The organism is Chryseobacterium culicis (assembly GCF_900108365.1).
Classification (GTDB): domain Bacteria; phylum Bacteroidota; class Bacteroidia; order Flavobacteriales; family Weeksellaceae; genus Chryseobacterium; species Chryseobacterium culicis.
On record NZ_FNWQ01000003.1, the window covers coordinates 556,184 to 577,049 of the forward strand.

At 37.1% G+C, this 20,866-nt stretch carries 21 protein-coding genes; 6 read left to right on the top strand and 15 right to left on the bottom strand.

Going from position 1 to position 20,866, the window contains the following annotated elements; all coding sequences use genetic code 11:
- Window positions 1–7 precede the first annotated feature (7 nt).
- Together BLW74_RS14245 and BLW74_RS14250 are read right to left on the bottom strand one after the other, a co-directional pair.
- A complete protein-coding gene (locus BLW74_RS14245) occupies window positions 8–1,102 on the bottom strand; it encodes a glycosyltransferase (RefSeq protein ID WP_089693249.1) in 1,095 nt (364 codons plus the stop codon).
- A complete protein-coding gene (locus BLW74_RS14250) occupies window positions 1,102–1,326 on the bottom strand; it encodes a uroporphyrinogen decarboxylase (protein ID WP_089693251.1) in 225 nt (74 codons plus the stop codon). The genes BLW74_RS14245 and BLW74_RS14250 overlap by 1 nt, the downstream gene beginning before the upstream one ends.
- A 151-nt stretch (window positions 1,327–1,477) precedes the next feature.
- Here BLW74_RS14250 and BLW74_RS14255 point away from each other — a divergent pair, with 151 nt between their 5' ends.
- The gene (locus BLW74_RS14255) at window positions 1,478–4,015 is read left to right on the top strand and encodes an ATP-dependent Clp protease ATP-binding subunit (RefSeq protein ID WP_089693253.1); all 2,538 of its coding nucleotides are present in this window, start codon (window positions 1,478–1,480) and stop codon (window positions 4,013–4,015) included.
- 273 nt (window positions 4,016–4,288) lie between these two features.
- Here the strand turns inward: BLW74_RS14255 and BLW74_RS14260 are convergent, their stop codons facing one another.
- On the bottom strand, window positions 4,289–4,816 hold the full coding sequence (locus BLW74_RS14260) for a hypothetical protein (protein WP_089693255.1): 528 nt from the start codon (window positions 4,814–4,816) through the stop codon (window positions 4,289–4,291).
- 191 nt (window positions 4,817–5,007) lie between these two features.
- Between BLW74_RS14260 and mnmA the strand changes: the two genes are divergently transcribed.
- On the top strand, window positions 5,008–6,195 hold the full coding sequence (mnmA, locus tag BLW74_RS14265) for a tRNA 2-thiouridine(34) synthase MnmA (RefSeq protein ID WP_089693257.1): 1,188 nt from the start codon (window positions 5,008–5,010) through the stop codon (window positions 6,193–6,195).
- Window positions 6,196–6,321: 126 nt separating this feature from the next.
- A complete protein-coding gene (locus BLW74_RS14270) occupies window positions 6,322–6,531 on the top strand; it encodes a hypothetical protein (RefSeq protein WP_089693259.1) in 210 nt (69 codons plus the stop codon).
- Between the two features lie 61 nt (window positions 6,532–6,592).
- Here the strand turns inward: BLW74_RS14270 and BLW74_RS14275 are convergent, their stop codons facing one another.
- A complete protein-coding gene (locus BLW74_RS14275) occupies window positions 6,593–6,943 on the bottom strand; it encodes a hypothetical protein (RefSeq protein WP_089693261.1) in 351 nt (116 codons plus the stop codon).
- A 14-nt stretch (window positions 6,944–6,957) separates the two neighbouring features.
- Window positions 6,958–7,689 carry a glycine-rich domain-containing protein gene (locus tag BLW74_RS14280; RefSeq protein ID WP_089693263.1) on the bottom strand — a complete coding sequence of 244 codons (732 nt, stop codon included), beginning with the start codon at window positions 7,687–7,689 and terminating at the stop codon, window positions 6,958–6,960.
- 113 nt (window positions 7,690–7,802) lie between these two features.
- On the opposite strand from BLW74_RS14280, the gene BLW74_RS14285 reads away from it, so the two are divergent.
- Both BLW74_RS14285 and BLW74_RS14290 read left to right on the top strand, forming a co-directional pair.
- Window positions 7,803–8,699 carry a hypothetical protein gene (locus tag BLW74_RS14285; protein WP_089693265.1) on the top strand — a complete coding sequence of 299 codons (897 nt, stop codon included), beginning with the start codon at window positions 7,803–7,805 and terminating at the stop codon, window positions 8,697–8,699.
- A gap of 164 nt (window positions 8,700–8,863) precedes the next feature.
- Window positions 8,864–10,090 (top strand): DUF6051 family protein, encoded by a 1,227-nt coding sequence (locus BLW74_RS14290; RefSeq protein ID WP_089693267.1) that lies wholly within the window; start codon window positions 8,864–8,866, stop codon window positions 10,088–10,090.
- Between the two features lie 110 nt (window positions 10,091–10,200).
- Here BLW74_RS14290 and BLW74_RS14295 read toward each other — a convergent pair whose 3' ends face one another.
- From BLW74_RS14295 to BLW74_RS14335, 9 genes are all read right to left on the bottom strand, one after another.
- The gene (locus BLW74_RS14295) at window positions 10,201–10,944 is read right to left on the bottom strand and encodes a LytR/AlgR family response regulator transcription factor (protein ID WP_089693269.1); all 744 of its coding nucleotides are present in this window, start codon (window positions 10,942–10,944) and stop codon (window positions 10,201–10,203) included.
- A gap of 59 nt (window positions 10,945–11,003) precedes the next feature.
- Window positions 11,004–11,279 (bottom strand): 2TM domain-containing protein, encoded by a 276-nt coding sequence (locus BLW74_RS14300; RefSeq protein WP_089693271.1) that lies wholly within the window; start codon window positions 11,277–11,279, stop codon window positions 11,004–11,006.
- Between the two features lie 31 nt (window positions 11,280–11,310).
- Window positions 11,311–11,607: a 2TM domain-containing protein gene (locus BLW74_RS14305; RefSeq protein WP_089693273.1), complete on the bottom strand. Its 297-nt coding sequence runs from the start codon at window positions 11,605–11,607 to the stop codon at window positions 11,311–11,313.
- A gap of 125 nt (window positions 11,608–11,732) precedes the next feature.
- Entirely contained in the window at window positions 11,733–12,302 is a 570-nt protein-coding gene (locus BLW74_RS14310) for a methyltransferase family protein (RefSeq protein ID WP_089693275.1), read from the bottom strand.
- Between the two features lie 33 nt (window positions 12,303–12,335).
- Window positions 12,336–12,641: a 2TM domain-containing protein gene (locus tag BLW74_RS14315; RefSeq protein ID WP_089693277.1), complete on the bottom strand. Its 306-nt coding sequence runs from the start codon at window positions 12,639–12,641 to the stop codon at window positions 12,336–12,338.
- Between the two features lie 4 nt (window positions 12,642–12,645).
- The gene (locus tag BLW74_RS14320) at window positions 12,646–13,959 is read right to left on the bottom strand and encodes a 2TM domain-containing protein (protein WP_089693279.1); all 1,314 of its coding nucleotides are present in this window, start codon (window positions 13,957–13,959) and stop codon (window positions 12,646–12,648) included.
- A gap of 138 nt (window positions 13,960–14,097) precedes the next feature.
- Window positions 14,098–14,757, bottom strand: coding sequence for a hypothetical protein (locus BLW74_RS14325; protein ID WP_089693281.1), 660 nt, complete (start codon window positions 14,755–14,757; stop codon window positions 14,098–14,100).
- A 49-nt stretch (window positions 14,758–14,806) separates the two neighbouring features.
- Entirely contained in the window at window positions 14,807–17,053 is a 2,247-nt protein-coding gene (locus BLW74_RS14330; RefSeq protein WP_089693283.1) for a TonB-dependent receptor, read from the bottom strand.
- Window positions 17,054–17,223: 170 nt separating this feature from the next.
- Complete coding sequence (locus BLW74_RS14335; protein WP_089693285.1) at window positions 17,224–17,868, bottom strand: 4'-phosphopantetheinyl transferase family protein; 645 nt, start codon at window positions 17,866–17,868, stop codon at window positions 17,224–17,226.
- A 232-nt stretch (window positions 17,869–18,100) separates the two neighbouring features.
- Here BLW74_RS14335 and BLW74_RS14340 point away from each other — a divergent pair, with 232 nt between their 5' ends.
- Window positions 18,101–18,604 carry a superoxide dismutase family protein gene (locus tag BLW74_RS14340; protein WP_089693287.1) on the top strand — a complete coding sequence of 168 codons (504 nt, stop codon included), beginning with the start codon at window positions 18,101–18,103 and terminating at the stop codon, window positions 18,602–18,604.
- A gap of 55 nt (window positions 18,605–18,659) precedes the next feature.
- On the opposite strand, the gene BLW74_RS14345 is transcribed toward BLW74_RS14340, so the two are convergent.
- A complete protein-coding gene (locus tag BLW74_RS14345) occupies window positions 18,660–20,789 on the bottom strand; it encodes a carboxy terminal-processing peptidase (protein ID WP_089693289.1) in 2,130 nt (709 codons plus the stop codon).
- Window positions 20,790–20,866 lie beyond the last annotated feature (77 nt).

Consider the following 20,866-nt stretch of genomic DNA (forward strand, 5'->3'; position numbering starts at 1 on the left):
AAATTTATTAATGAGATGCTTGTTCAAAAAGCGTCAGGATTTTTGTTTCCTCATTTTCCCAGCAAAGTACATCTGCAGCTTTACTCAATTCACTCTGATAATATGGTCTGCCTCTCTCCAGAATAAGATTGATGGCTTTCTCAATTGTTTCTGGGTTATGATCCGTAATAATTTCTCCTACATTGAACTGATTTCTTATGCGCTGCATTTCCGGAAAATCTATCATGACAAGCGGTACTCTGGATTGAATATAGTCACAAACTTTATTAGGAAGAGAATAATAATAGCTCACCCCATTATTTTCTTCAAGACTAAACCCTACATCTGCTGTTTTGGTTATTTCTCTGAGATTTTCCGGCTTAAGCTTACCCAGGAAAAAAACTTTATCCTGTAAATTTTCCTGAACAACAAGCTCCTCATATTCTTTCTTCTTAGGGCCGTCTCCTGCTATTTTCAGAACAGCATCTTTAATATGATGCATGGCAACAATCATTTTCTCAATACCTCTGGACTGATTGATTGCTCCCTGATACAGAATAATTTTCGGCTGATTGTGCGGAATTTCAGGAGCTGAAAGTATTTTTCTAGGGATATTTCTTACAACAACCGGTCTGACATTGTATTTTTCATGGAACCATTCGGCATAGCTTTCACTCTCTGTCATCATAAATTTAACATGAGGAATCAAATTTCCCTCAACTATTCTCCAGAATTTCTGTGAAAATCTGTTTTGTACAGAGGGCATTTCCGTAAAAATTTCATGGCTGTCAAACACCAGGGGAATGTCTAGTTTTTTGGCAATGAGATAATTTGGCAGAAGTGCATCGATATCATTGGCATGAAGAATCGTATCTTTGTCCGCTTTTTTCTTTAGTTCCTTGTATAGCTTCCAGTTGAACTCAAAATAAGCGGTCTTTAAACTTTTTGATTTTAATGCGATCCTTGAAAATGGATAAGGACGGTCCATTTTCTCATTTCCTCCCCAGTTGTTTCCGATAAGTTCTATAGGATATCCGTTATCAAAAAGGGTTTTGCATACCTTCTCTATTCTCTGATCGGTATACAGATTACTAAAGGCAGATACTATTATTTTCTTCTTCATTAATCCTTCTTATCTAATATTAAATAATAGATCTGAATGAAACAAATAAGCCCGTTTGGAATAATAACCGGCCAAAGCATTCCATTAAAGATACCATAAATGACAAAACAGATACAGCCAATCATGTTAACCACTCTGATTTTTCTTACATCTTTCAGTATGAAGCTCAATACGATAAAAACAGAAGCAGAATAGCCTATATAAGTAGTAATTTCCGTATTCATAGGGAAAATTTAAGGACAACAAACTTAATCATTTTCAATAAGATAATAAAATTTTTTCTGCCATAAAGTCATTAATTGATTTTTGGTAAAATATTTGTAATTTAGATAATGAATAAAAGGTAATGTTGCCTTTGTTCTAATGAGATATATTATGGATTATAAGTTTTCACAAGGTTTGAGCCAGGTGTTCAAACAAAGCAAAAGCGAAGCTAAAAGGCTGAAAAGTGAATTTCTTAATACAGAACATCTACTTTTAGGTATTATAAAAACGGAAAACTCTGCAAAAGAAATCCTTCAAAACCTTAATGCGGATTTAACACAAATCAGAAGAAAAATTGAAACTTTAAATACAACAAGTCTAAATCCTATTTCTGAAGAGGTTACCAATATTTCTTTCACCAAGATGGCGGATCATGCCATTAAACGTGCAGAGTTAGAATGCCGCCAATATAAAAGCAATGAAATTAATACCGTTCACCTGCTTTTAGGTATTCTTTATAAATATGAGGATCCTACTTCAAATATTCTGGGAGCTTATGACATCGACTACGAAGGAGTTTCAAGAGAGTATCAGACTATGCTTAAAAATTCAGGACAGTCTCCTCAGATGAGCGCGTACGATGACGATGACGAGAGAGAAGAATTTGAGCAAATCAGAAAGCCTACAGGAAATCTAGGTTCTGCAAAAAGTAAAACCCCAACATTGGATAACTTTGGTAGAGACCTTACTTCTTTGGCCAGAGATGGAAAGCTGGACCCAGTAATCGGGCGTGAAAAGGAAATTGAAAGAGTTTCTCAGATTTTATCACGTAGAAAGAAAAACAATCCGCTTCTTATCGGGGAGCCGGGGGTTGGTAAATCTGCCATTGCTGAAGGTTTAGCATTAAGAATTCAACAGAAAAAAGTATCAAGGGTTCTTTACGGAAAACGAGTGATCACTTTAGACCTGGCAAGTTTAGTGGCAGGAACGAAGTATCGTGGTCAGTTTGAAGAAAGAATGAAAGCAATTATGACGGAACTGGAGAAAAACAGAGATGTCATTTTATTCATTGATGAGCTTCATACGATTGTAGGAGCAGGAAGTTCTACGGGAAGTTTAGATGCTTCCAATATGTTCAAACCTGCTTTGGCAAGAGGTGAGATTCAATGCATCGGGGCTACCACACTGGATGAATACCGTCAGTATATTGAAAAAGACGGAGCTTTAGAAAGAAGATTCCAGAAGGTAATGGTAGAACCTACTTCTATTGATGAAACTGTTCAGATTTTGAATCAGATCAAAGACAAATATGAAGAGCATCATAATGTAATTTATACTCCGGAAGCTATTCTGGCTTGTGTCAATTTGACATCAAGATATATTACAGACCGTTTCCTACCGGACAAAGCTATTGACGCAATGGACGAAGCAGGATCCCGCGTTTACATCAAAAACATGAAAGTTCCTACAGAAATCATTGATTTTGAAAAGAAAATTGAAGAGATCAAAGAACTGAAACAAAAGGCTGTAAAAGCTCAGGACTATCTGGAAGCCAGAAAGCTGAAAGATGAAGAAGAACGTCTTCAGATGGAACTGAATTCGGCTCAGGAAAAATGGGACAAAGATGTAAAAGAGAAAAAAGAAACCGTAACAGAAGAAAATGTAGCAGAAGTGGTTTCTATGATGAGCGGGGTTCCGGTAACAAAAGTTGGTAAAAATGAGCTTGACAAACTGGCTCAGATGGACGAAAAACTGAACGGAAAAGTAATCGGTCAGGAAGATGCTGTGAAAAAAGTGGTTAAGGCTATTCAAAGAAACAGAGCAGGTCTTAAAGATCCTAACCGCCCTATTGGTACCTTTATTTTCCTTGGAACAACCGGGGTTGGTAAAACTGAATTGGCCAAGGTAATGGCAAGAGAGCTTTTCGAATCCGACGAATCTCTGATCAGAATTGACATGAGTGAGTACATGGAGAAATTTGCCGTTTCGAGATTGGTAGGTGCGCCTCCGGGATACGTTGGATACGAAGAAGGTGGCCAGTTAACAGAAGCGGTAAGAAGAAAACCTTATGCAGTCGTTCTTTTGGATGAGATTGAAAAAGCTCACCCGGATGTATTCAATATTCTGCTGCAGATTCTGGATGAGGGACACGTTACAGACAGCTTAGGTAGAAAGATTGATTTTAGAAATACCATCATAATTCTTACTTCAAACATCGGAACAAGAGATCTTAAAGATTTCGGAGACGGTGTAGGATTCGGAACTTCTGCGAAGAAAACCACTTCAGACTCCAGAGCGAGAAGTACTATTGAAAATGCCCTTAAAAAAGCATTTGCACCAGAATTCCTTAACAGAATTGATGATATTGTGATCTTCAACTCTCTTGTACAGGATGATATCAAAAAAATCATTGATATTGAACTGAATAAGCTTTATGGCAGACTTGAAAAATTAGGATATAAAGTTGATCTTACGGAAGAAGCTAAAGACTTTATTTCTGAAAAAGGATGGGATAAAGATTTCGGTGCAAGACCATTGAAACGTGCGATCCAGAAATACATTGAAGATTTATTGGCAGAGATGCTGGTAAACAAACAATTAAGTGAAGGAGAAACCGTAGTTCTTGACCTTAACGAGGCTAAAGACGGATTGATCGGGAAAACACAGAAAGCTAAAAAATCGGCTGCTGAGAAATCTTCTCAATCTTAAAACAACTTCAAAATAATTTAATTTCAAATAGAAAATCCCCGGGAAGTTTCCTGGGGATTTTTGTTTTTTATTGTTTACCGTATTTTTAGAATTCCTCCTTTTTCTAACGCAAAGATTTATCGTAAGCAGCAAAGAGTGAATCAGCAGGTTAATTTGATGAAGCCCTATTTTCAAGCTTCGCGAAACAGCTTATTTATCTTTACATTCTCAAAATCAAACTCATCTTTGTGTTTAATTAAATGTAAACCTCTCTACAATTTTGGAAATAAAAAATTAAAGTCCTACCACGAAACCAATATTCGGGATAAGGCCGCTTGTAAACACGCTGGAATTCTGCTTCCACAGCACGTTATACATAAGCCCAAGCTGCATAAAAGAATTATTCCCGATTCTCTGCATATATCCTCCTCCCAAATACAGAGCATTTTCTTCCGTATTGTATTTATAATCGTAATATTTATCTTTATAATTGATAAAAAAATGTTGATAATTGGCTCCTACATAGAATGATCTGGCAAAATAGTAATTCAAAAACGGTCCTACTCCGAACATGGTAGATTTATAAGAATTGGATGTTTGCCACGATACACTTCCTATAACTCCCCCTTCAAGATCTTCCGTAAGCCTGTATCCTACTCGTGGTGAAGCCTGTAGGTTAAATGAGCTATTACTCCCAAACCCTAATCCTATGCCTCCTCCAAAGGTCCATCTGTTGCTTTCCTGTGCCTGTGTTCCTACTGAAACCTGGGAAAAAAGTGACCCTGAAGCTATCAGCATCACAGAAATAATAAACTTTTTCATATGTTTTATTTTATTGGTCCTGAAATTATATTCTCATCAGCCTCTTCCTGCAGATGCTGATAAATGATGATCCGATGTATATCGTTTTTATCAATCTTTAAAATTATGGTTTTTTTACGAATTTATTTAGTTGTATTTTTGCCGCATCAAACTAAGAACTCCCGTTAAGAGTTTCGTAAAATTGAAATACAATGAAAGTAGTAGTAGGCCTCTCCGGAGGTGTAGATTCTAGTGTTACAGCTTATTTGCTGCAGCAGCAGGGCCATGAAGTAGTGGCTTTATTCATGAGAAACTGGAACGACGCTTCCGTAACATTAGAAGATGAATGTCCCTGGATCGAGGACAGTAATGATGCCCTTATGGTGGCACAAAAGCTTGGAATTCCTTTCCAGGTGATAGACATGAGTGAACTTTACAAGGAACGTATTGTTGATTACATGTTTGCCGAATACGAAAAAGGAAGAACCCCCAACCCTGATGTATTGTGTAACAGAGAAGTAAAATTCGATGTGTTTATGAAAACAGCCATGTCTTTGGGTGCCGATAAAGTGGCTACAGGACATTATGCAAGGGTTAATTCTACTTTTGATGAGAACGGGAAAGAAATTTTCCATCTTCTTGCCGGTAAAGACAACAATAAGGATCAGTCTTACTTCCTTTGCCAGCTAAGTCAGGATCAGCTTTCCAAGGCTTTATTTCCTATCGGAGAACTCACCAAGCCTCAGGTAAGAGAAATTGCGAAAGAGATCGGTCTGGTAACCGCTGATAAAAAAGATTCTCAGGGATTATGCTTTATAGGAAAAGTAAGCCTTCCACAGTTTTTACAGCAGCAACTACAACCAAATGAGGGTGAAATTGTAGAAATATTTAAAGATTCTCCTCTATTTTCAGAAGAAAAACCTGAATTTTCATCCAAAGAAGAAGAACTTGAGTTTTTATCAAGAAAAATCAATTATAAAAAATCTGACGGAAAAGTAATCGGGAAACATCAGGGTGCCCAGTTTTTTACGATCGGACAAAGCAAAGGCCTTGGAATAGGCGGACATAAAGAAAGCTGTTTTATCATTTCCAGAGATATGGAAAACAATATCCTTTTCGTAGGAGAAGGAAGCCATTTCCCGGGTCTTCATAAAAAAGCACTCAAAATTGATAATTCCGAACTGCATTGGGTACGTGAAGACATGAGACTTCACAGCGGAGGATCTATGGAAGTAATGGCCAGATTCAGATACAGACAGCCTTTACAGAAAGCAACCCTTTATCAATTTGAAAATGCTTTTTATATTGAATTTGATGAGCTACAGTCTGCGATTGCCGAAGGGCAGTTTGCATCATGGTATATGGATGAAGAGCTCATCGGCAGCGGAGTGATTTCGTAGGAACTTTTTGGGTTCGATGTGCACGTTATTGTAACAAAGTTTTTTATTGAAAATATTTTTTGAAATTTTTCTGTAACGTTTGAAAAATTGTCAGACTTACGGAGTAAATAACAATAAAATATTACTATGAAAACAACTGCAAGAAACCAATATGCTTATGTAAGCAATATACTGATTACGATTGTTTCGGCAATTTTCGGTTATAACTTTTATCAGGCCATTGTACATCCTGAAAAATCAAATATCGCGATAAGCCTTATTTTGGTGGTCTTTACTTCTGTAATGGTTAGAAAATATGGCTACCAGCCTGTAAAAGAAAAAAAGAAAGATATTTAAGATCAACAAAATATCATAAAGCCCGGAACATTTTGTTTCGGGTTTGTTTTTTGTAAGGTTTTTACTTGATCTTTTTATTGACATGATCCACCATAAAGATCAAGATAACAACAATTTCCATTAGTAAAATAATGATTAAAAAACCTATTGGTTTTCCTAATATCATTCCTCTGACCAGCTTTATAATTCCCAACAACAAAATAAATCCTGAGAAATAAAGTGTTGTTCTTGAAATGGTTTCTTTTAAATTCTTTAAAAGAAAAATTGAAGCGTAGAATCCGGAAATAAGGATAAGATAAAACTTCAGAAAATCGGGTCCTTTAAGAATAACCGGATTAAATGTCTGATGAAGTACTATAAGCCATGTAAAGCTTATCAGAATTGGAACTGAATGTATGGTGAGTTTTCTCATAATAATAAGTTTTATTATCCGCCACAGCCTCCGCATCCACCACAACCGCCTCCACAGCTTCCTCCTCCGCTGCAGCTTGAGCTACCACAGCTTCCTCCTCCGTCATTACTCTGTTTGTCTTTTTTCCGGAGATCAGAAACTTCACTGTCTCCTGTGAAAGAGGTAACCACTCCTAAAATAAAAATAATCGCCAATACCACAACGGTAATCATCATTCCTGTTAACCCTGCACCGTCTGAGCATGAAAGCAATAAGAGCAAGATAAGAATGGGAGATAAAAAAGCCATCTTTCTCAGCCAGGTTTCTATTGTAGATTTTTTCCTGAGTCCTTTCCAGATTTCTTCAGGTGCTTCCCGTTGAAATACTTTCTGATAACCTGCTAAAGTATCTGCAAACCAGTTTTGATGCTTTTTTCTCTCCTCAGCTCCTCCTTTTGATGGATGATGATGAAGCGGTCTTTTTAAAATATTAGGGCAGAACTCTTCCCAGTAATTCTGGGTGTAAATCAGATGCATATGCCATACTTTATCAACAATTTCACTGGGTGAAGCTCCATTGGGAAGAATACAGCAGAGATAAACAAATTTTTTATATTCTTCTATTGCTTTTCTTGTAAAAGCAAGACTCCAGTGTTGTTCTTTTGCCAGTTTTTTTGAAAAAGGAAAATCAGCACCGGGAGCATCCAGGGAGAACTTCTGTATTCGGTTCCAAAGGGATTCGTCTTGTAATACCATTTTTGTTTCCATTGTTTTGATTTTTATTTTCTACTCAAATATCAATGGATTGCAAAATATAAAAGTCTCACAAAAGTCTTTTTCGGTTGGATAAAAATCTTAAATTAGTCTTACAAATAACTCCCATGAAAAAGGAAGACATTCTACATCTCGAGAAATTAATGAATTTCTTAAGCCGGCACTTTCTGAAGAAAAACCATTGGACAGATGTTACTAAAACCGAATGGTCCTACATAAGTGCAGAACTCAATGAGCTGATTACCATTGATCATTCCGAAAAAGCAATAAAGAAAGAGCCTGATCTGCTGGGGAGTAATTATCTTTATGAGCATTTGATCATCAACAAGCTAAAGAAGTTCAGACAGAATGAAAACGCGGTTCTGAGCAGGCCCAATCTTGCTAAACTGAGCAGCATCGTTAAAGTATTAGGTTATTCCAATTATATAGATTTCGTTAATTCCACTACAGAATCATTCAATTTTAATGATTTAAGGATCGATATGAACAATGTAGCTCTGAATACATCTCTTTTAGACCGTTTAGTAGGCTGTTGGTATTCCTACAACAGAAATCTTCCTGATAACCCATTAATGGCAAAAGAAGACCGTATATGGCGCTCTGCTATGGAAATTTATAAATCTGAAACTACCGGAGAATATTTTATTGAAAGAAGCGGTGGTGATCACCATAAATATTTCGGTAAGGTAACCGCGTATTCAGATTATGTTTTTATTATCATGAACAGCAATACATTTATCCGCCAGAGACATTTTGTTTCCAGAATAAAAGATAGTAAAGAAAAACTTAAAAACCCGGACTATAAACTCCTCGAAATCCACTTTATAAGCACTTGCATAAGCTTCAATCAGGAACCGATTGCCCTGTTTGAAATCTTCAGAAAAGCGGACAGAAAAAATTTTATTTCAGATTCTATCAGCTTCCCGATTGACAGTGATGAAATTCCCGGATCTATTATTAAACAGCTTGAAGACACTGAATCTAACAGAATTGATTACAGGTAGTTATTAAAAGAAGCGGGAATCAAAAACATGATTACAATGCATCGTTTCGGTTTTTTCATTTCTTTGTATGCCTAGAATATATTTAATGCTTAAAAATCAATCTATTACAATAATAATTTTCTAACTTGACAGTTCGTTACTGTGAACCCTTCTATTTACTTGCTATGGAATATTTTGAATTGTATGAAGTTTTGAAAAGTCATTTTGATTCCGGGAAAGGCAGGGTTGAAATCAAAGAGCTGAATGTCACTATTCAATCAGTTCCATTTGAATCTAAGGTTTGTGATCTGCTGTACGGTTCAGAAAATCAGCATTGCAGCAAGCACCAGCAAAAACTGAAAATTAACGAAAAAGGATATCTTTTTTATGGTCAGCCAGCGGTAGACATTAAAGATTTTGCTATTGAATGCAATAAAAAGTTTGAATATCACATCCTCAAACCGGCAGATGTAGAAACAGCCGAAGGCGCTCTGTTCTTCTTCCACGGACTGAACGAAAAGAAGTGGGATAAATACCTTCCATGGGCCTATGAATTGGCTCAAAGGACACAAAAAGCCGTCATTTTATTCCCTATTGCATTTCACATGGACCGTTCGGAACCCATCTGGAGTGATCGTCATCATATGATGGAGGTTGTTCATTTCAGGAGAAAGCAATACCCGGAAAATATGAATGATTCCTACGTGAATGCTGCCATAAGCTCCAGACTGGAAGCTCATCCTCAAAGAATTTTCTGGTCCGGCCTCCAGACGTACTGCGATATTACGGAAGTAGTAAAAGATATCAAAAAGGGGAAAATCAACAGTATTTCTAAAGAAGCTACTCTGGATTTGTTTGGCTATTCTATAGGCTCTTTTCTTTCTCTGATCATCAAAATGGCAGATCCTCACCGTTATTTCACCCAATCCAAAGTATTCTGCTTTTGTGGAGGGATGACGATCGACAGGATGTTCCCGGTTTCGAAATACATCATGGATACTCAGGCAACCGTTAAAATGCAGTCTGTTTTTACGGAGCTGTTAAGTTCTGACTTCAAATCAGATCCCCGCCTGAAACATTATCAGAATGAGGATCTGCATCCCCAGGAAAGCTGGTTCAAAAAGCTGCTCCGTTACAATTATTTTCAAAAAGAAAGGGAAGAAAGGATTCTTGAAATTCAGTCTCAGATCAAGGCTTATGTACTGGAAAAAGACAGCGTTGCTCCTCCAATAGAAGCGTTAAATACGCTGCAGGGAGGTTACAGAAATATCAATGTGGATGTTGAAATCAAAGATTTTCCATTCGAATATTCCCATATGGTTCCTTTTCCGCTTACCCACAAGCACGCTAAGGAAATAACAGAAGCTTTTCAGCAGTTTGTACAGTCTGCGAGCGACTTTTATAATACCTGAGAATGAGTTTTCAGGTATAAAAGAGCGAAAGAAATAGTTTAAAAATCAATAATATAAGATCCATGGTGTTAGTTTTTAGGTTATGTGGGAAGGTATATTTCCCCGCTTTATCAGCTGACGAGCCAGTCTTTGAAGTCCTTCACGCGGTCTCTGCTGACTGTTATTTCTTCTTCCGGCTGAAATTCCAGCTCTACTTTATAGTACGGTGAAGTATGAATATTCCTGATATAATCCGAGCTTATAATAAACTGCCTGTTTACCCGGAAAAACTTTTTCTGATCCAGAACATCCTCCAGCTCATCCAGTGTAAAATCTGATGGGTAAAAACGGTCTTCTGTCTGCAGATAAACGATCTTGTTCTCACTGAAAAAACAGCTTATTTCGTGCGTCTGAATAATCTTGAGGTTATATCCTATTTTAACCAGAACTCTGGAAAGGGTAGATTTTTCTTTTCTGATCAGCTGCTTGATATCCTGAGAGCCATTTGTATCACTGGCAGGAATAAAAGATTTAAATTTCTCCACTGCTCCCTGCAGATCTTCATCCAGAATAGGTTTTAAAAGATAATCAATGCTGTTCAGCTTAAAAGCTTTCAGGGTATACTGATCAAAAGCTGTCGTGTAAATAATGAAACCTTTGGTAGGAACTTTCTCAAAAATATCAAAAGACAATCCATCCCCTAAAACAATATCGGAAAAGATCAGCTGAGGATGATCATTTTCAGAAAACCATGCCACTCCCTCTTCTACGGATTCTATTTTAGCAATAAGCTCTATTTCGGGGAAGTTACCCAGCATTCTTTCCAATTTTCTGGAAGCAGGCTTTTCGTCTTCTATAATGACAGTTTTGATCATCGAGTCTAATTTTGGTTTTCAGGTTTTATAAAAATAAAGTTAAATAAAAGCAGGCAAATTTAATAATCTATTGGTTTCTTCTCTTTTCTCAGTTCTTTTTCAATCATCTTTTTTTCCCATTCGGAGTCAAAAAGAAACAGTTTAGCCGCTTTGACAAGAATTATAAATCCCCAGATCCCAAGGATCGTGTATCTGTCAAACAGACTGAAATGGACAATTTCTTCTCCGAAAATATCATCAGGAATAATAAGTACAGCAAACAGGGCAAATATAAAAATGCTTTTGTAGAATTTTCTGAGGCTGTTTGCTCTTGCAGAGGCTGTTTCGTAATCCATGATTGTATAAGTTTTTAGTTAATTTTATTGTTTAATAGGTTTTTATTTTTTGTTTTTCATCTTTCTCCATCAGCTCTTTTATTTTTCTTTCTTCCCAGCTTTTTCCAATTCCGAATACATTCAGCGCATGAAACGCAATTCCTATTCCCCATCCCATTGCAGGCCACAAAAACCATAAATACCCGGGAGCAGTCAAAAGGTTTATAATCGCTAAAAAGGGAATCACGAGGCAGTAAGAAGTAAGGTTTCCATAAAACTCTTTCAATTCTCTAACTCTTTTAGAAGCTTTTCTGTAAGCAATCGTCTCTTTATTTGGTAAAATTTCCATACTTTTTGTTTTTTAAGGATGATTTTATTTTTTTCTTGAATCAAAGGTAGCGCAGTACAAGGGTTGAAATCAATTTTATATTACCGAATGGTAGATTTTGCTGCCCGAATCGTAAAAATGGACTATTAATAGATAAACGGAATCAGTTTCTTTGTGCTTTTCCTGTATTCAATATACTCATTTCCAAACTCTTCCACCAGTGCCTGCTCTTCAATCTTAATCCTGTACGCAAAAGCGATAAACGGCGGTAAAAAAGCTAAAATTAATGACAGCCAGTTATTTAAGTACAAACCAAGACCTAGAGATGTAAGCAGAGAAAAAGCATAGGAAGGATGCCTCAGATATTTATAGAACCCTTCTTTCTTGATCTGATGATCTTTTCTTATGGTAACGTCTACCGTAAAATATTTTCCAAGTGATCTGATGATCAGATATCTGAAAATAATTCCCGTGATAATAAACAGCTCTCCCAGGTACAGAATCCAGATACCTCCTGCAATAGGAAAATGAGTAGTATAAGACAGGACTACAGCACTCAGAATAGAAAAAGGAATAGCAAGCCATAAAATATTCAGGGTAGATTTATCTTTGTTCTTCTGATCTTCTCTGCCGGATTTCAACATGTTTTTGTAAAGAAATTCTGTGAGAAACCATGCGGCCATTGAAATGTAAAACAAAGTTGATAAAGTGCTCATTTTGAATCCGTTTTTTAAAGTTAAAAGTATTTTTTACTGCTGTTTCTGTTTTTCCATCAGTTCTTTAATCTTATTATCTTCCCACTTCCTGATAAAACTGATGCGGGGCAGGAAAACGCTAAGTGCATGTGCCGCCAATCCTATTCCCCAGAAAGTGGCTGTAAAGAAGTTTTTAAACTGAAAATAACTTTCTCCAGGCTTAAGGTTCATACAGTTGTACACCACTATCATTGCATTTACTGCCACATACGCAAATAAATGTCCGTAAAAGCCCCGCAATCTTTCCACCTGCCTTCTGGCACGCTGGTAATCCATGTCATTTTCATCAAATTTTCCCATCGTTTTATTTTTTTTGTTTGTTCATAATCTGACGAATCTTCTTCTCCTGCCATGAATCTCCTACTCCAAATACCTGAAAGGCATGAGAACCTACTCCAATTCCCCACCCCAGCACCGGGAACCAAAACCATTGGCTTCTGCTGTTTGTAAAGAGATTGATAAAAATTAAAAAAGAGCATACGGTGCAGTAAGAGATAAGATTTTTATAAAATCCTTTAATCTCTTTTACTCTTTTCTGTGCTCTTTTGTAAGCCTCAGACTCCTCTTCTGGTTTTGTACTGGAAACGTGCGGCTTAGCCATAAGCATTGGCAGCTTCACTTTAAAATGATCCTCCGATTTTTCTATGAATACGTTTCTTTCCGTAAGCAGAGAATAACGCTGTACTATATTGGCAAGACCAATCCCGGAGCTTTCTTTTATCTGTTCCCTCACCTGAAGATTATTTTCTATACAGAGTGTATTTCCGTCTGAAAAAATCCTGATGGTCAGCGGTTTTGATGACGTAGCAAAATTGTGTTTGATGCAATTCTCCAGCAGCAGCTGCAGAGCCAGCGGAACCACATATCTCTGATAGTCTTCCTCGCTCACATCAAAAGTAAAGTCTACGCTGTCTTCAAACCTTGTTTTCAAAAGATCACAGTAGGTTTTGGCAAACTCTATTTCATCCTCCACCGTTACCAGCTCTTTATCTTTCTGTTCAAGTACATACCGGTAAATCTTTGACATTGAAGCCGTAAACTTCTGAGCCTGCTGCGGATTTTCATCAATCAGAGCGCTTAAAACATTCAAAGAATTGAAGAGAAAATGAGGATCCAGCTGATTTTTTAAACTTTCAAACTGAGCGTTTGCAGATTTGGCGATTAACTTCTGTTCTACTACCTCTTTTCTGGAAGTTTTCTTCAGCTCTTCCATAAAACTTTTAGCATGGAGAAAAGCCGAAATAAGCAGAGCAATATTGATCATAAACCAATTGGTTGTACCATATTTTGCGGAAAAGAACTCTTCTGCAGTTGCCGTTTTTTGTATGACCACATAATTCATGTAATTACAGAAGTATACGAGAATAAAATTCCCGATAATGATGGAAATAATACTTACAATGGCTCTGGTTCTTGTAGCTTCAGACCAGGGAAATTTCTTGTTGAGAAATTCATTGATAAATCCGTTTCCAAACCCGAGTACAAAAGAATACATGGTGGAAAGCAGCAACGTGATCAGAAAATTATTCAGATTTTTCTCATTATTAAAAAATAAAAAGAAAAATAACGTAGTTCCCAACGATGTCCAAAGTAATATGATGAGGTATTTTCGTTTCATGATCTTTTTCTTGGCTCAAAATTAGTTTTTATTAAAGGTATCAAAAATTAATTCTTGCTGAAAGGCAGATTTTCTTCGCTGAGTGGTACGAAAAAACCTTCACGAATGAAGGTTGATTATGATGAAATACAGAGCATATTATTTTGCTTTTTCCGCCGGCAGACTTAAGAAATAATCAGCTTCTGCTTTACCCCAGTTAGGATCCAGCGCTGTCTTGGGTTTGTATGCGCTGAATTTTGCCTGAGCATCTTTAAACATCTCCAAACCTTTGGTTTTACTTCCTCCGTACTGTTCAGGTGTAAAATACACATCTTCTGCCTTGATAAGGGCAACTCTTGGGTTGGAAGGATCCAGCTTTTCCGCAACGTTCATTTCTTCTGCTGCCCTTGCACCGTCTGTCATATAACGCTGTGCAGGATTCACCATCATTCTCAAAGAATAGGACATTTTTCTCAGCAGGTGAATTTCTGCATTATCCGCTCCGGCAAGATTCTGAGCCATAGAAAGATGTTTTTCTGCCTGATCTGCAATCACATCCAGTTCCTGCATCTTTCCGTCTCTCATCAATGTTCTTCCTTTTTGAATATAAGAAAATGCTGCGTAATAGGCCGGAAGCCATTTTGTACTTTCCTTACTTCCTATTCTCTGGAAATCATTGGCCAAGGCCTGAAAATCATCAGGTGTTTTGCAGGTTTCTATTCTGGCTATTTTTTCAGTCATTATTTTGTCATAATCTGCCTGTGCAAAAGCTGTTAAGCTCACAAAAGCTAAAGCAAAGCTTAAAAGGTATTTTTTCATAATATTACATTTTAAAGTTAGTTGTATTCTTTGTTCTAAGATATGTTTTTTATAAATTATTATTGATCGCATCATCTGTTTTATCTACTCCGAAACTTATAAATGCTCCTATAAAGACAAAAGTATTGACTGGCGGAACGATTGCTGAACTTCTGGAACCATCTGCGGAAAAATTATATCCATATATGTTCCTGGATCCTAAGATATTGCTGACACTCAGTACAAATACCGGAAACGCTTTTGCATCTTTTTTACCGATATTCGGAAGATAATTAATACTGAAATTCAGGGCATTATAATCCTTTAACCTGCCTTCATGCCTGGTATAATTAATGGCTTTATCATTTTCAAATGCAGAAGCAATATCATAATAAGGGCGTCCTTTTGCATAGGTATAAGATAGATTTACCCCAAGTTTCCATTCCGGAATAAATCTTTTGGCGACTGCAGAAAGCGTATGTTCGGCAGCAAAACCTGGCTTCAGGCTAGCAGGATAATTCAGGAAATCTCTTTTGGAATCCAAATAGGAGTAACTGACCCAATAATCAATATTTTCGAACGTCTTTTTATTATCTCTCCAGAAAAACTCCAATCCTTTTGCAAACCCGTATCCATTATTGTTTAAAGCTGTTTGAATCTGCTGATTCTGCTCTTTATCCGGTGTAACATTGAATGTTTTAATCAACTGGTCATATTTTTTGTAAAATGCTTCCAAACGCAATGTTCTGCCCTCTGAAGCCCTCTGAATCTGAAAAATATAATGCTGTGATCTCTGGAAATCAAGGTGGGCAGGTCCATTAATGTATTTACTTTCCTGATTCTGGTAAAAAAGACCGTAAGCCAATGAAGTAGTCCAGTCTTTTGCAAGGCGGTAGGCAATAGCAAAACGGGGAGCGATATTATTTTTTCCTAAAAAGGAAGAATGTTCTGCCCTTACTCCTATTTTGGCAGACAATGCATTGCTGAAACCAAGATCCGTTTCCAAGAAAGCGGAAGAAATTAAGTCCTTATAATGTTTTTGTACCGCTTCAAAGTTGAGATTTTCATCGGTATTATTCAGTTCAACTCCTCCTCTTACTGCACTGATTCTGTTAATTTTTCTTTCCATTACTGCTTTGAAATTCAGATAATTTCCATCTGTCAGAAGCTGGCTTCTATTCGACTCAATATCATTGGTTTCTGTAGAAAAATGTAGATCCGATCTGTTGTAAGAGTAAGAGCCTCCCACATTCAGAAGGTATTTTCCGAATTTTTGCCTGAAAGACAGGTTGTGAAATGTATTTTTACCGTTAAGCTTCACCAGGCTGAAATCATATTCAGGTTCCAGACTTTCTGATCTCACCCCCATTTTATTGGAATTGAACATTCCATAATATTTTAAAAAGCCTCCTGATTTGGTTTTAAATCTGAAATTAAGATCCCCGTTAAGTCCTTGTGGTGCTTCAACAAAATCTGTATTAAATTTAAAAACTTTCTGCATCAGGCTCAAAAGGGAATACCCTGCCGTAGCGCCGTAGGAATAGTTTTTATGATCATCCAGTTTCTGAAACCCGGCATTCACGAAAATAGGTGAAATCCCAATACTGTAAGAGCTTTCATCAGGAAGATCAACACTCTCCAGCATCAATGCCCCCGATAGAGCCTGTCCGTACAGCGCAGAGTAGCCTCCGCTAGAAAATATGTTTCCTTTAAAAAGAGAAGTGTTGAACTGGTCTCTTCCCGCAATTCCCGGAACCGAATTGGAAAAATAATTGTTGATAAGACTTCCGTCCATAAAAATTTTAGATTCCGTTCCTGTACCTCCCCTGATAAACAGCCCTTCTGTTCCTCCCACTTTCTGTACTCCCGGAAGATAGTTTAGTGCCGAAGAAATCTGTCCGTCTGCACCTGCCGTTGTATAAATATCAATCGGGCTGAGCAAAGCTGTTGCCCTTTTCTTATCGCTGGCTTCAATAGATCCTGCGGAAACTACTACCGCATCAATCTCGCTGATCTGTTCTTTAAGATCTATACTTAAAGAAACTTCCTGATTCTCAAGAGAAACTGTTCTTTCCACATTTTCATATTTCGGGTGGGTAAAAGTGATAATATGTGCGCCTTTCTCTGAGGTTTCGAATGTAAAGTTACCCTGAGCATCTGTAGTACTACCGTCATAAGTATCTTTCAGCGTCACATTTACATCCGCTACTCCTTTATTTTTGAAGGAAACTTTTCCTGATATTTTCACCTGGGAATAGCCCAAAATGGAAGTGACAAGCAGAATCAGAAACAGTATATTTTGTCCTTGTGTTTTCATTTTTATTGTTTTCTGGTTCAAAAATAGGGTGAGAAATGCCTTTCTGTAAAAAATTTATTACCGAAAGGCATTCTTTTGCTACCGAATGGTAATTAATGAACCGGAATGCAAAAATCCACCTCTTTTTTCCTCATTTATTGCGCTTATCCGAAAATCGCTTCATTTTTACATTACATCTCCGCTTCAAAATATGTAATAATAGCTACCTCATCTTTTATTTTATGATTTGACGAAGCAACATAACTGTGGTAATCTTCATGAATAAAAACTGCTCTGGTAAAAAATCTTTCTCCTTCAATGGAACACTCGTCTTTTATAATTTCAAAAGTATCCAACGGGATTGTCATTCCGGCTCCGTGGGCCTTTATAACAGCTTCTTTTCTCGTCCAACAGGCAAAGAATTCTTTTGTTTTATTATCAGAGCTGTCAATTTCCTGAAATTCATGACCCGTCATTTGAAATTTAAAATCATGATAGCTGACCTTAGGATCGTTGAATTCTATGTCAATTCCTAAAGGATATTCTGCAATAGCACACACCACGAGCTCCCTGGAATGCGATATATTAAAATGGACATTATAATTCTTAAGATAAGGCTTCCTGTTGGGAAGAATCCCTGTTTCTGCTTCAGCGATGTTATAGTGTGTTCTCAATCCGTACTGTAACAGTAGTTTTCCGAGTAACGACAGCTGCGCATCCTGCCATCTTCTGTATCTCAGAATGTTCTGTCTGTCTTCCTGAGAAAATGCAGGCAGATATTTGTTTAAAAGAGACTCGTGTTTCTCCCGGCTAATGATTGTATACAGAATAATCATATTTTTCTTCCGGATACCGGATTTATAAATTGCTTATGACATCTAAAATAAGCTTTTTTTCATCTCCTTTTTCAGTGCATTAACTTCCATTCCATATCTTTTGAATGTAAGGCAAACAAAAGCTCTGCTGCAGTGGTTATTCCGATGTGTTTTGTAAAAAAGAGTGAGATCATAAAGCGCTTTGGAAAATCTTTTTTAAATTTATCGTAAAATCACTATAAATCATTTAAAAATGAAAGTACAAAAATTAGCATTACTGGCTGGATTTGCATTTTTAGCCGTTTCATGCGGAACCACAAAAATGTATTCCGTAAATGCCAAAAGCGGAACACAGACCGGAGGAACAGCCAAGTTCACTCAAAATGGAAATGAGGTAACAATGAAACTGGATATTACCAATCTTACTCCTGGAATTCATGCCGTACATATTCATGAAAAAGGAGACTGCTCCGCAGCAGACGGAACTTCTACCGGAGGCCACTGGAATCCTTCTAAAAATGATCATGGTAAATGGGGTGCCGAACATTTCCATATGGGAGATATAGGAAACCTGGTGGCTGATCAGAGTGGAACTGCAACATTAACTTTTAAGACAGACAAATGGTGTCTGGGCTGTACAGATGAGTCTAAAAACATCATTGGAAAGGGCCTTATTGTACATGCTGCCGCTGATGATTTCCATACCCAGCCTACCGGAAATGCAGGAGGAAGAGTGGGATGCGTAGAGATTAAGTAATTAATTCTTTTCTTCAATAAAAAAACCGCTAATTTTCATTAGCGGTTTTTTATGTTTAGGATTTAGCTCCCATATCTGATACAATATTCATTGCTTCCTGCAGGTAAAGATCTTTTTTCAGATTCTTGATCCACATTTCAGATTTTTTCTTGAAAGCTTCATCTTTTTTCTCTCTTTCGATTTCACTTGGATACATCGTAAACTGAAGTCCGTTTTCAAATTTTGTCAACGCCTTGAACTTTTCAATCTGAGACTTTCTGTTCTTCATCAGTTCATTAAACTTGTTTATGTTCAAAGTGATATTTTCTTCTTTATCCAGTTTTTCTCTCCACTGAGCAGATTCTAGTAGTAACTGATAATTGCTGTTTTTAGCCATTCTTCCAGCACTGGCTTTTTCCAATGCCTGAATATTAAAGTAGTTCAGCTTCTGGAATTTTGTAGGCGAAATTTTATCCCATGCCAGGGCATAATCATCATATCTTTCTCCTACTTCAGCATAAGTAAAGAAATCTTTCATCTGGATATCAGAAACAATTCCTTTTCTCTGTGTAGATTCTCCGGTAATTCTGTAGAACTTCTGGATAGTCAGTTTTAAAGATCCGAAATCATCTTCTGTGTTCAGGAATCTGTTCAGGTCTACAAAAGTCTGAACCGTTCCTTTCCCGAAAGATTGTGGAGATCCGATAATCATTGCTCTTCCGTAATCCTGCATTACTCCTGCAAGGATCTCTGAAGCTGAAGCCGAAAGCTCATTTTGCATGATGACAAGCGGACCTGTCCAGATTGGAGTTTCATTTTTATTCTTAAGCGTCTGTATTTTCCCGTTTCCGTCTTTTACCTGAACGTATGGACCCGCTTCCATGAAAAGCCCCATAATATCGCCTACTTCAGTTAATGATCCTCCTCCGTTATTTCTTAGGTCCAGAATAATACCTTCAATATTCTGTTCTTTCAGCTTAATGATTTCATTTTTGATATCATCGGAAGCATTTCTTCCTTTGGCATTTTCAAAATCAGCATTAAAGCTTGGAAGGTTAATGAATCCATATTTCTTACCGTTTGGAGTGTTTACTACGATACTTCTTGCAAAAGTATCTTCAATCGCAACTTCTTCACGGATCATTGTTACATCTTTGATGGTTCCGTCTTTTTTCTGAACGGTGAGCGTTACAGGTGTTCCTTTCTCTCCTCTGATCAATCTTACCGCTTCATCAGAAAGCATTCCTACTACATTTACAGCGTCTTCTTTTGGTTTAGATCTTACTTTCAGGATTTTATCACCTTCAGAAAGCTGCTTTGACTTCCATGCCGGTGCTCCAATAGTAAGAGCTCCTAAGTAAAGATTTCCTTTTTTCTCCTGAATCACTGCTCCGATACCGATTACTTTTCCGGTAAACTGGGTATCAAAGTCTTCTTTATCTTTTGGAGAATAATAGTTGGTATGCGGATCAAAAACTTCTGTATAAGCATTCATATACACCGTAAACCAATCCATTTTCTTTCTCTTCTTGAATCTCGTGAAAGTATCTTTTACAAGATCTTTGACCTCATCCGTTGCTTTTTTGATCTTTTCATCCTGAGTAAGAACCTTCAGCTTGATGGTATCTTTCAGTTTGTACTTCTGAACAGAATCTTTCTTTTCTTTCTGAGCTTCTTCTTTGCTGTTCAACGATTCAACTTCCTGAAGGATATTGTATTTGATGAATTTTTTCCACTCATTATACTGTTCCTGCTTATTGGCAGGTATTTTTTTCAGCTTTGGCTCTAAAGTAAGCGTTTCATCCTCCTGAAGATTGATCGGCTTGCTGAAGATATCCTGTGTGATCTTATCAATCTCATCTACTCTCTGGTACAATCTGTCAATAGTAAGTTTGTAGAATGTAAGGTCTCCCTGGCCGATATAGTCGTCAAGCTTTGTCTCATGCTTGCTGAATTCATCCATATCAGATTGCAGGAAATATCTCTTTGCAGGATCTACCAATTCGAAATAATGCTTATAAACGTCCTTCGAATAGGCATCATTGATTGTCTTTGGGCTATAATGCAGATAAGAAAGTGTGTTTTTTACGCTCACCATGATCGTCTGCATCTTTTCATCGTCATTTTTTGGCGAGTTGAAACAAAACATCAGACTGGTTAATGGAATAAGAAGTAAAAATTTATTCAGTTTGAAATTTTTCCACATAAACTGTCTTTATATTATTAAATTTTAAATATGTATCGTAATTAGTAGCCGTAAGTCTGGTACTGTTACAAATGATC

Bases quoted from the DNA above. Each gene is read 5' to 3' on its own strand.
- BLW74_RS14335 (WP_089693285.1), bottom strand. From the start codon at position 17,868: ATGATTATTCTGTATACAATCATTAGCCGGGAGAAACACGAGTCTCTT.
- BLW74_RS14340 (WP_089693287.1), top strand. From the start codon at position 18,101: ATGAAAGTACAAAAATTAGCATTACTGGCTGGATTTGCATTTTTAGCC.
- BLW74_RS14255 (WP_089693253.1), top strand. From the start codon at position 1,478: ATGGATTATAAGTTTTCACAAGGTTTGAGCCAGGTGTTCAAACAAAGC.
- BLW74_RS14290 (WP_089693267.1), top strand. From the start codon at position 8,864: ATGGAATATTTTGAATTGTATGAAGTTTTGAAAAGTCATTTTGATTCC.
- BLW74_RS14285 (WP_089693265.1), top strand. From the start codon at position 7,803: ATGAAAAAGGAAGACATTCTACATCTCGAGAAATTAATGAATTTCTTA.
- BLW74_RS14275 (WP_089693261.1), bottom strand. From the start codon at position 6,943: ATGAGAAAACTCACCATACATTCAGTTCCAATTCTGATAAGCTTTACA.
- BLW74_RS14295 (WP_089693269.1), bottom strand. From the start codon at position 10,944: ATGATCAAAACTGTCATTATAGAAGACGAAAAGCCTGCTTCCAGAAAA.
- BLW74_RS14330 (WP_089693283.1), bottom strand. From the start codon at position 17,053: ATGAAAACACAAGGACAAAATATACTGTTTCTGATTCTGCTTGTCACT.
- BLW74_RS14270 (WP_089693259.1), top strand. From the start codon at position 6,322: ATGAAAACAACTGCAAGAAACCAATATGCTTATGTAAGCAATATACTG.
- BLW74_RS14300 (WP_089693271.1), bottom strand. From the start codon at position 11,279: ATGGATTACGAAACAGCCTCTGCAAGAGCAAACAGCCTCAGAAAATTC.
- mnmA (WP_089693257.1), top strand. From the start codon at position 5,008: ATGAAAGTAGTAGTAGGCCTCTCCGGAGGTGTAGATTCTAGTGTTACA.
- BLW74_RS14325 (WP_089693281.1), bottom strand. From the start codon at position 14,757: ATGAAAAAATACCTTTTAAGCTTTGCTTTAGCTTTTGTGAGCTTAACA.
- BLW74_RS14260 (WP_089693255.1), bottom strand. From the start codon at position 4,816: ATGAAAAAGTTTATTATTTCTGTGATGCTGATAGCTTCAGGGTCACTT.
- BLW74_RS14320 (WP_089693279.1), bottom strand. From the start codon at position 13,959: ATGAAACGAAAATACCTCATCATATTACTTTGGACATCGTTGGGAACT.
- BLW74_RS14315 (WP_089693277.1), bottom strand. From the start codon at position 12,641: ATGGGAAAATTTGATGAAAATGACATGGATTACCAGCGTGCCAGAAGG.
- BLW74_RS14310 (WP_089693275.1), bottom strand. From the start codon at position 12,302: ATGAGCACTTTATCAACTTTGTTTTACATTTCAATGGCCGCATGGTTT.
- BLW74_RS14250 (WP_089693251.1), bottom strand. From the start codon at position 1,326: ATGAATACGGAAATTACTACTTATATAGGCTATTCTGCTTCTGTTTTT.
- BLW74_RS14305 (WP_089693273.1), bottom strand. From the start codon at position 11,607: ATGGAAATTTTACCAAATAAAGAGACGATTGCTTACAGAAAAGCTTCT.
- BLW74_RS14345 (WP_089693289.1), bottom strand. From the start codon at position 20,789: ATGTGGAAAAATTTCAAACTGAATAAATTTTTACTTCTTATTCCATTA.
- BLW74_RS14280 (WP_089693263.1), bottom strand. From the start codon at position 7,689: ATGGAAACAAAAATGGTATTACAAGACGAATCCCTTTGGAACCGAATA.
- BLW74_RS14245 (WP_089693249.1), bottom strand. From the start codon at position 1,102: ATGAAGAAGAAAATAATAGTATCTGCCTTTAGTAATCTGTATACCGAT.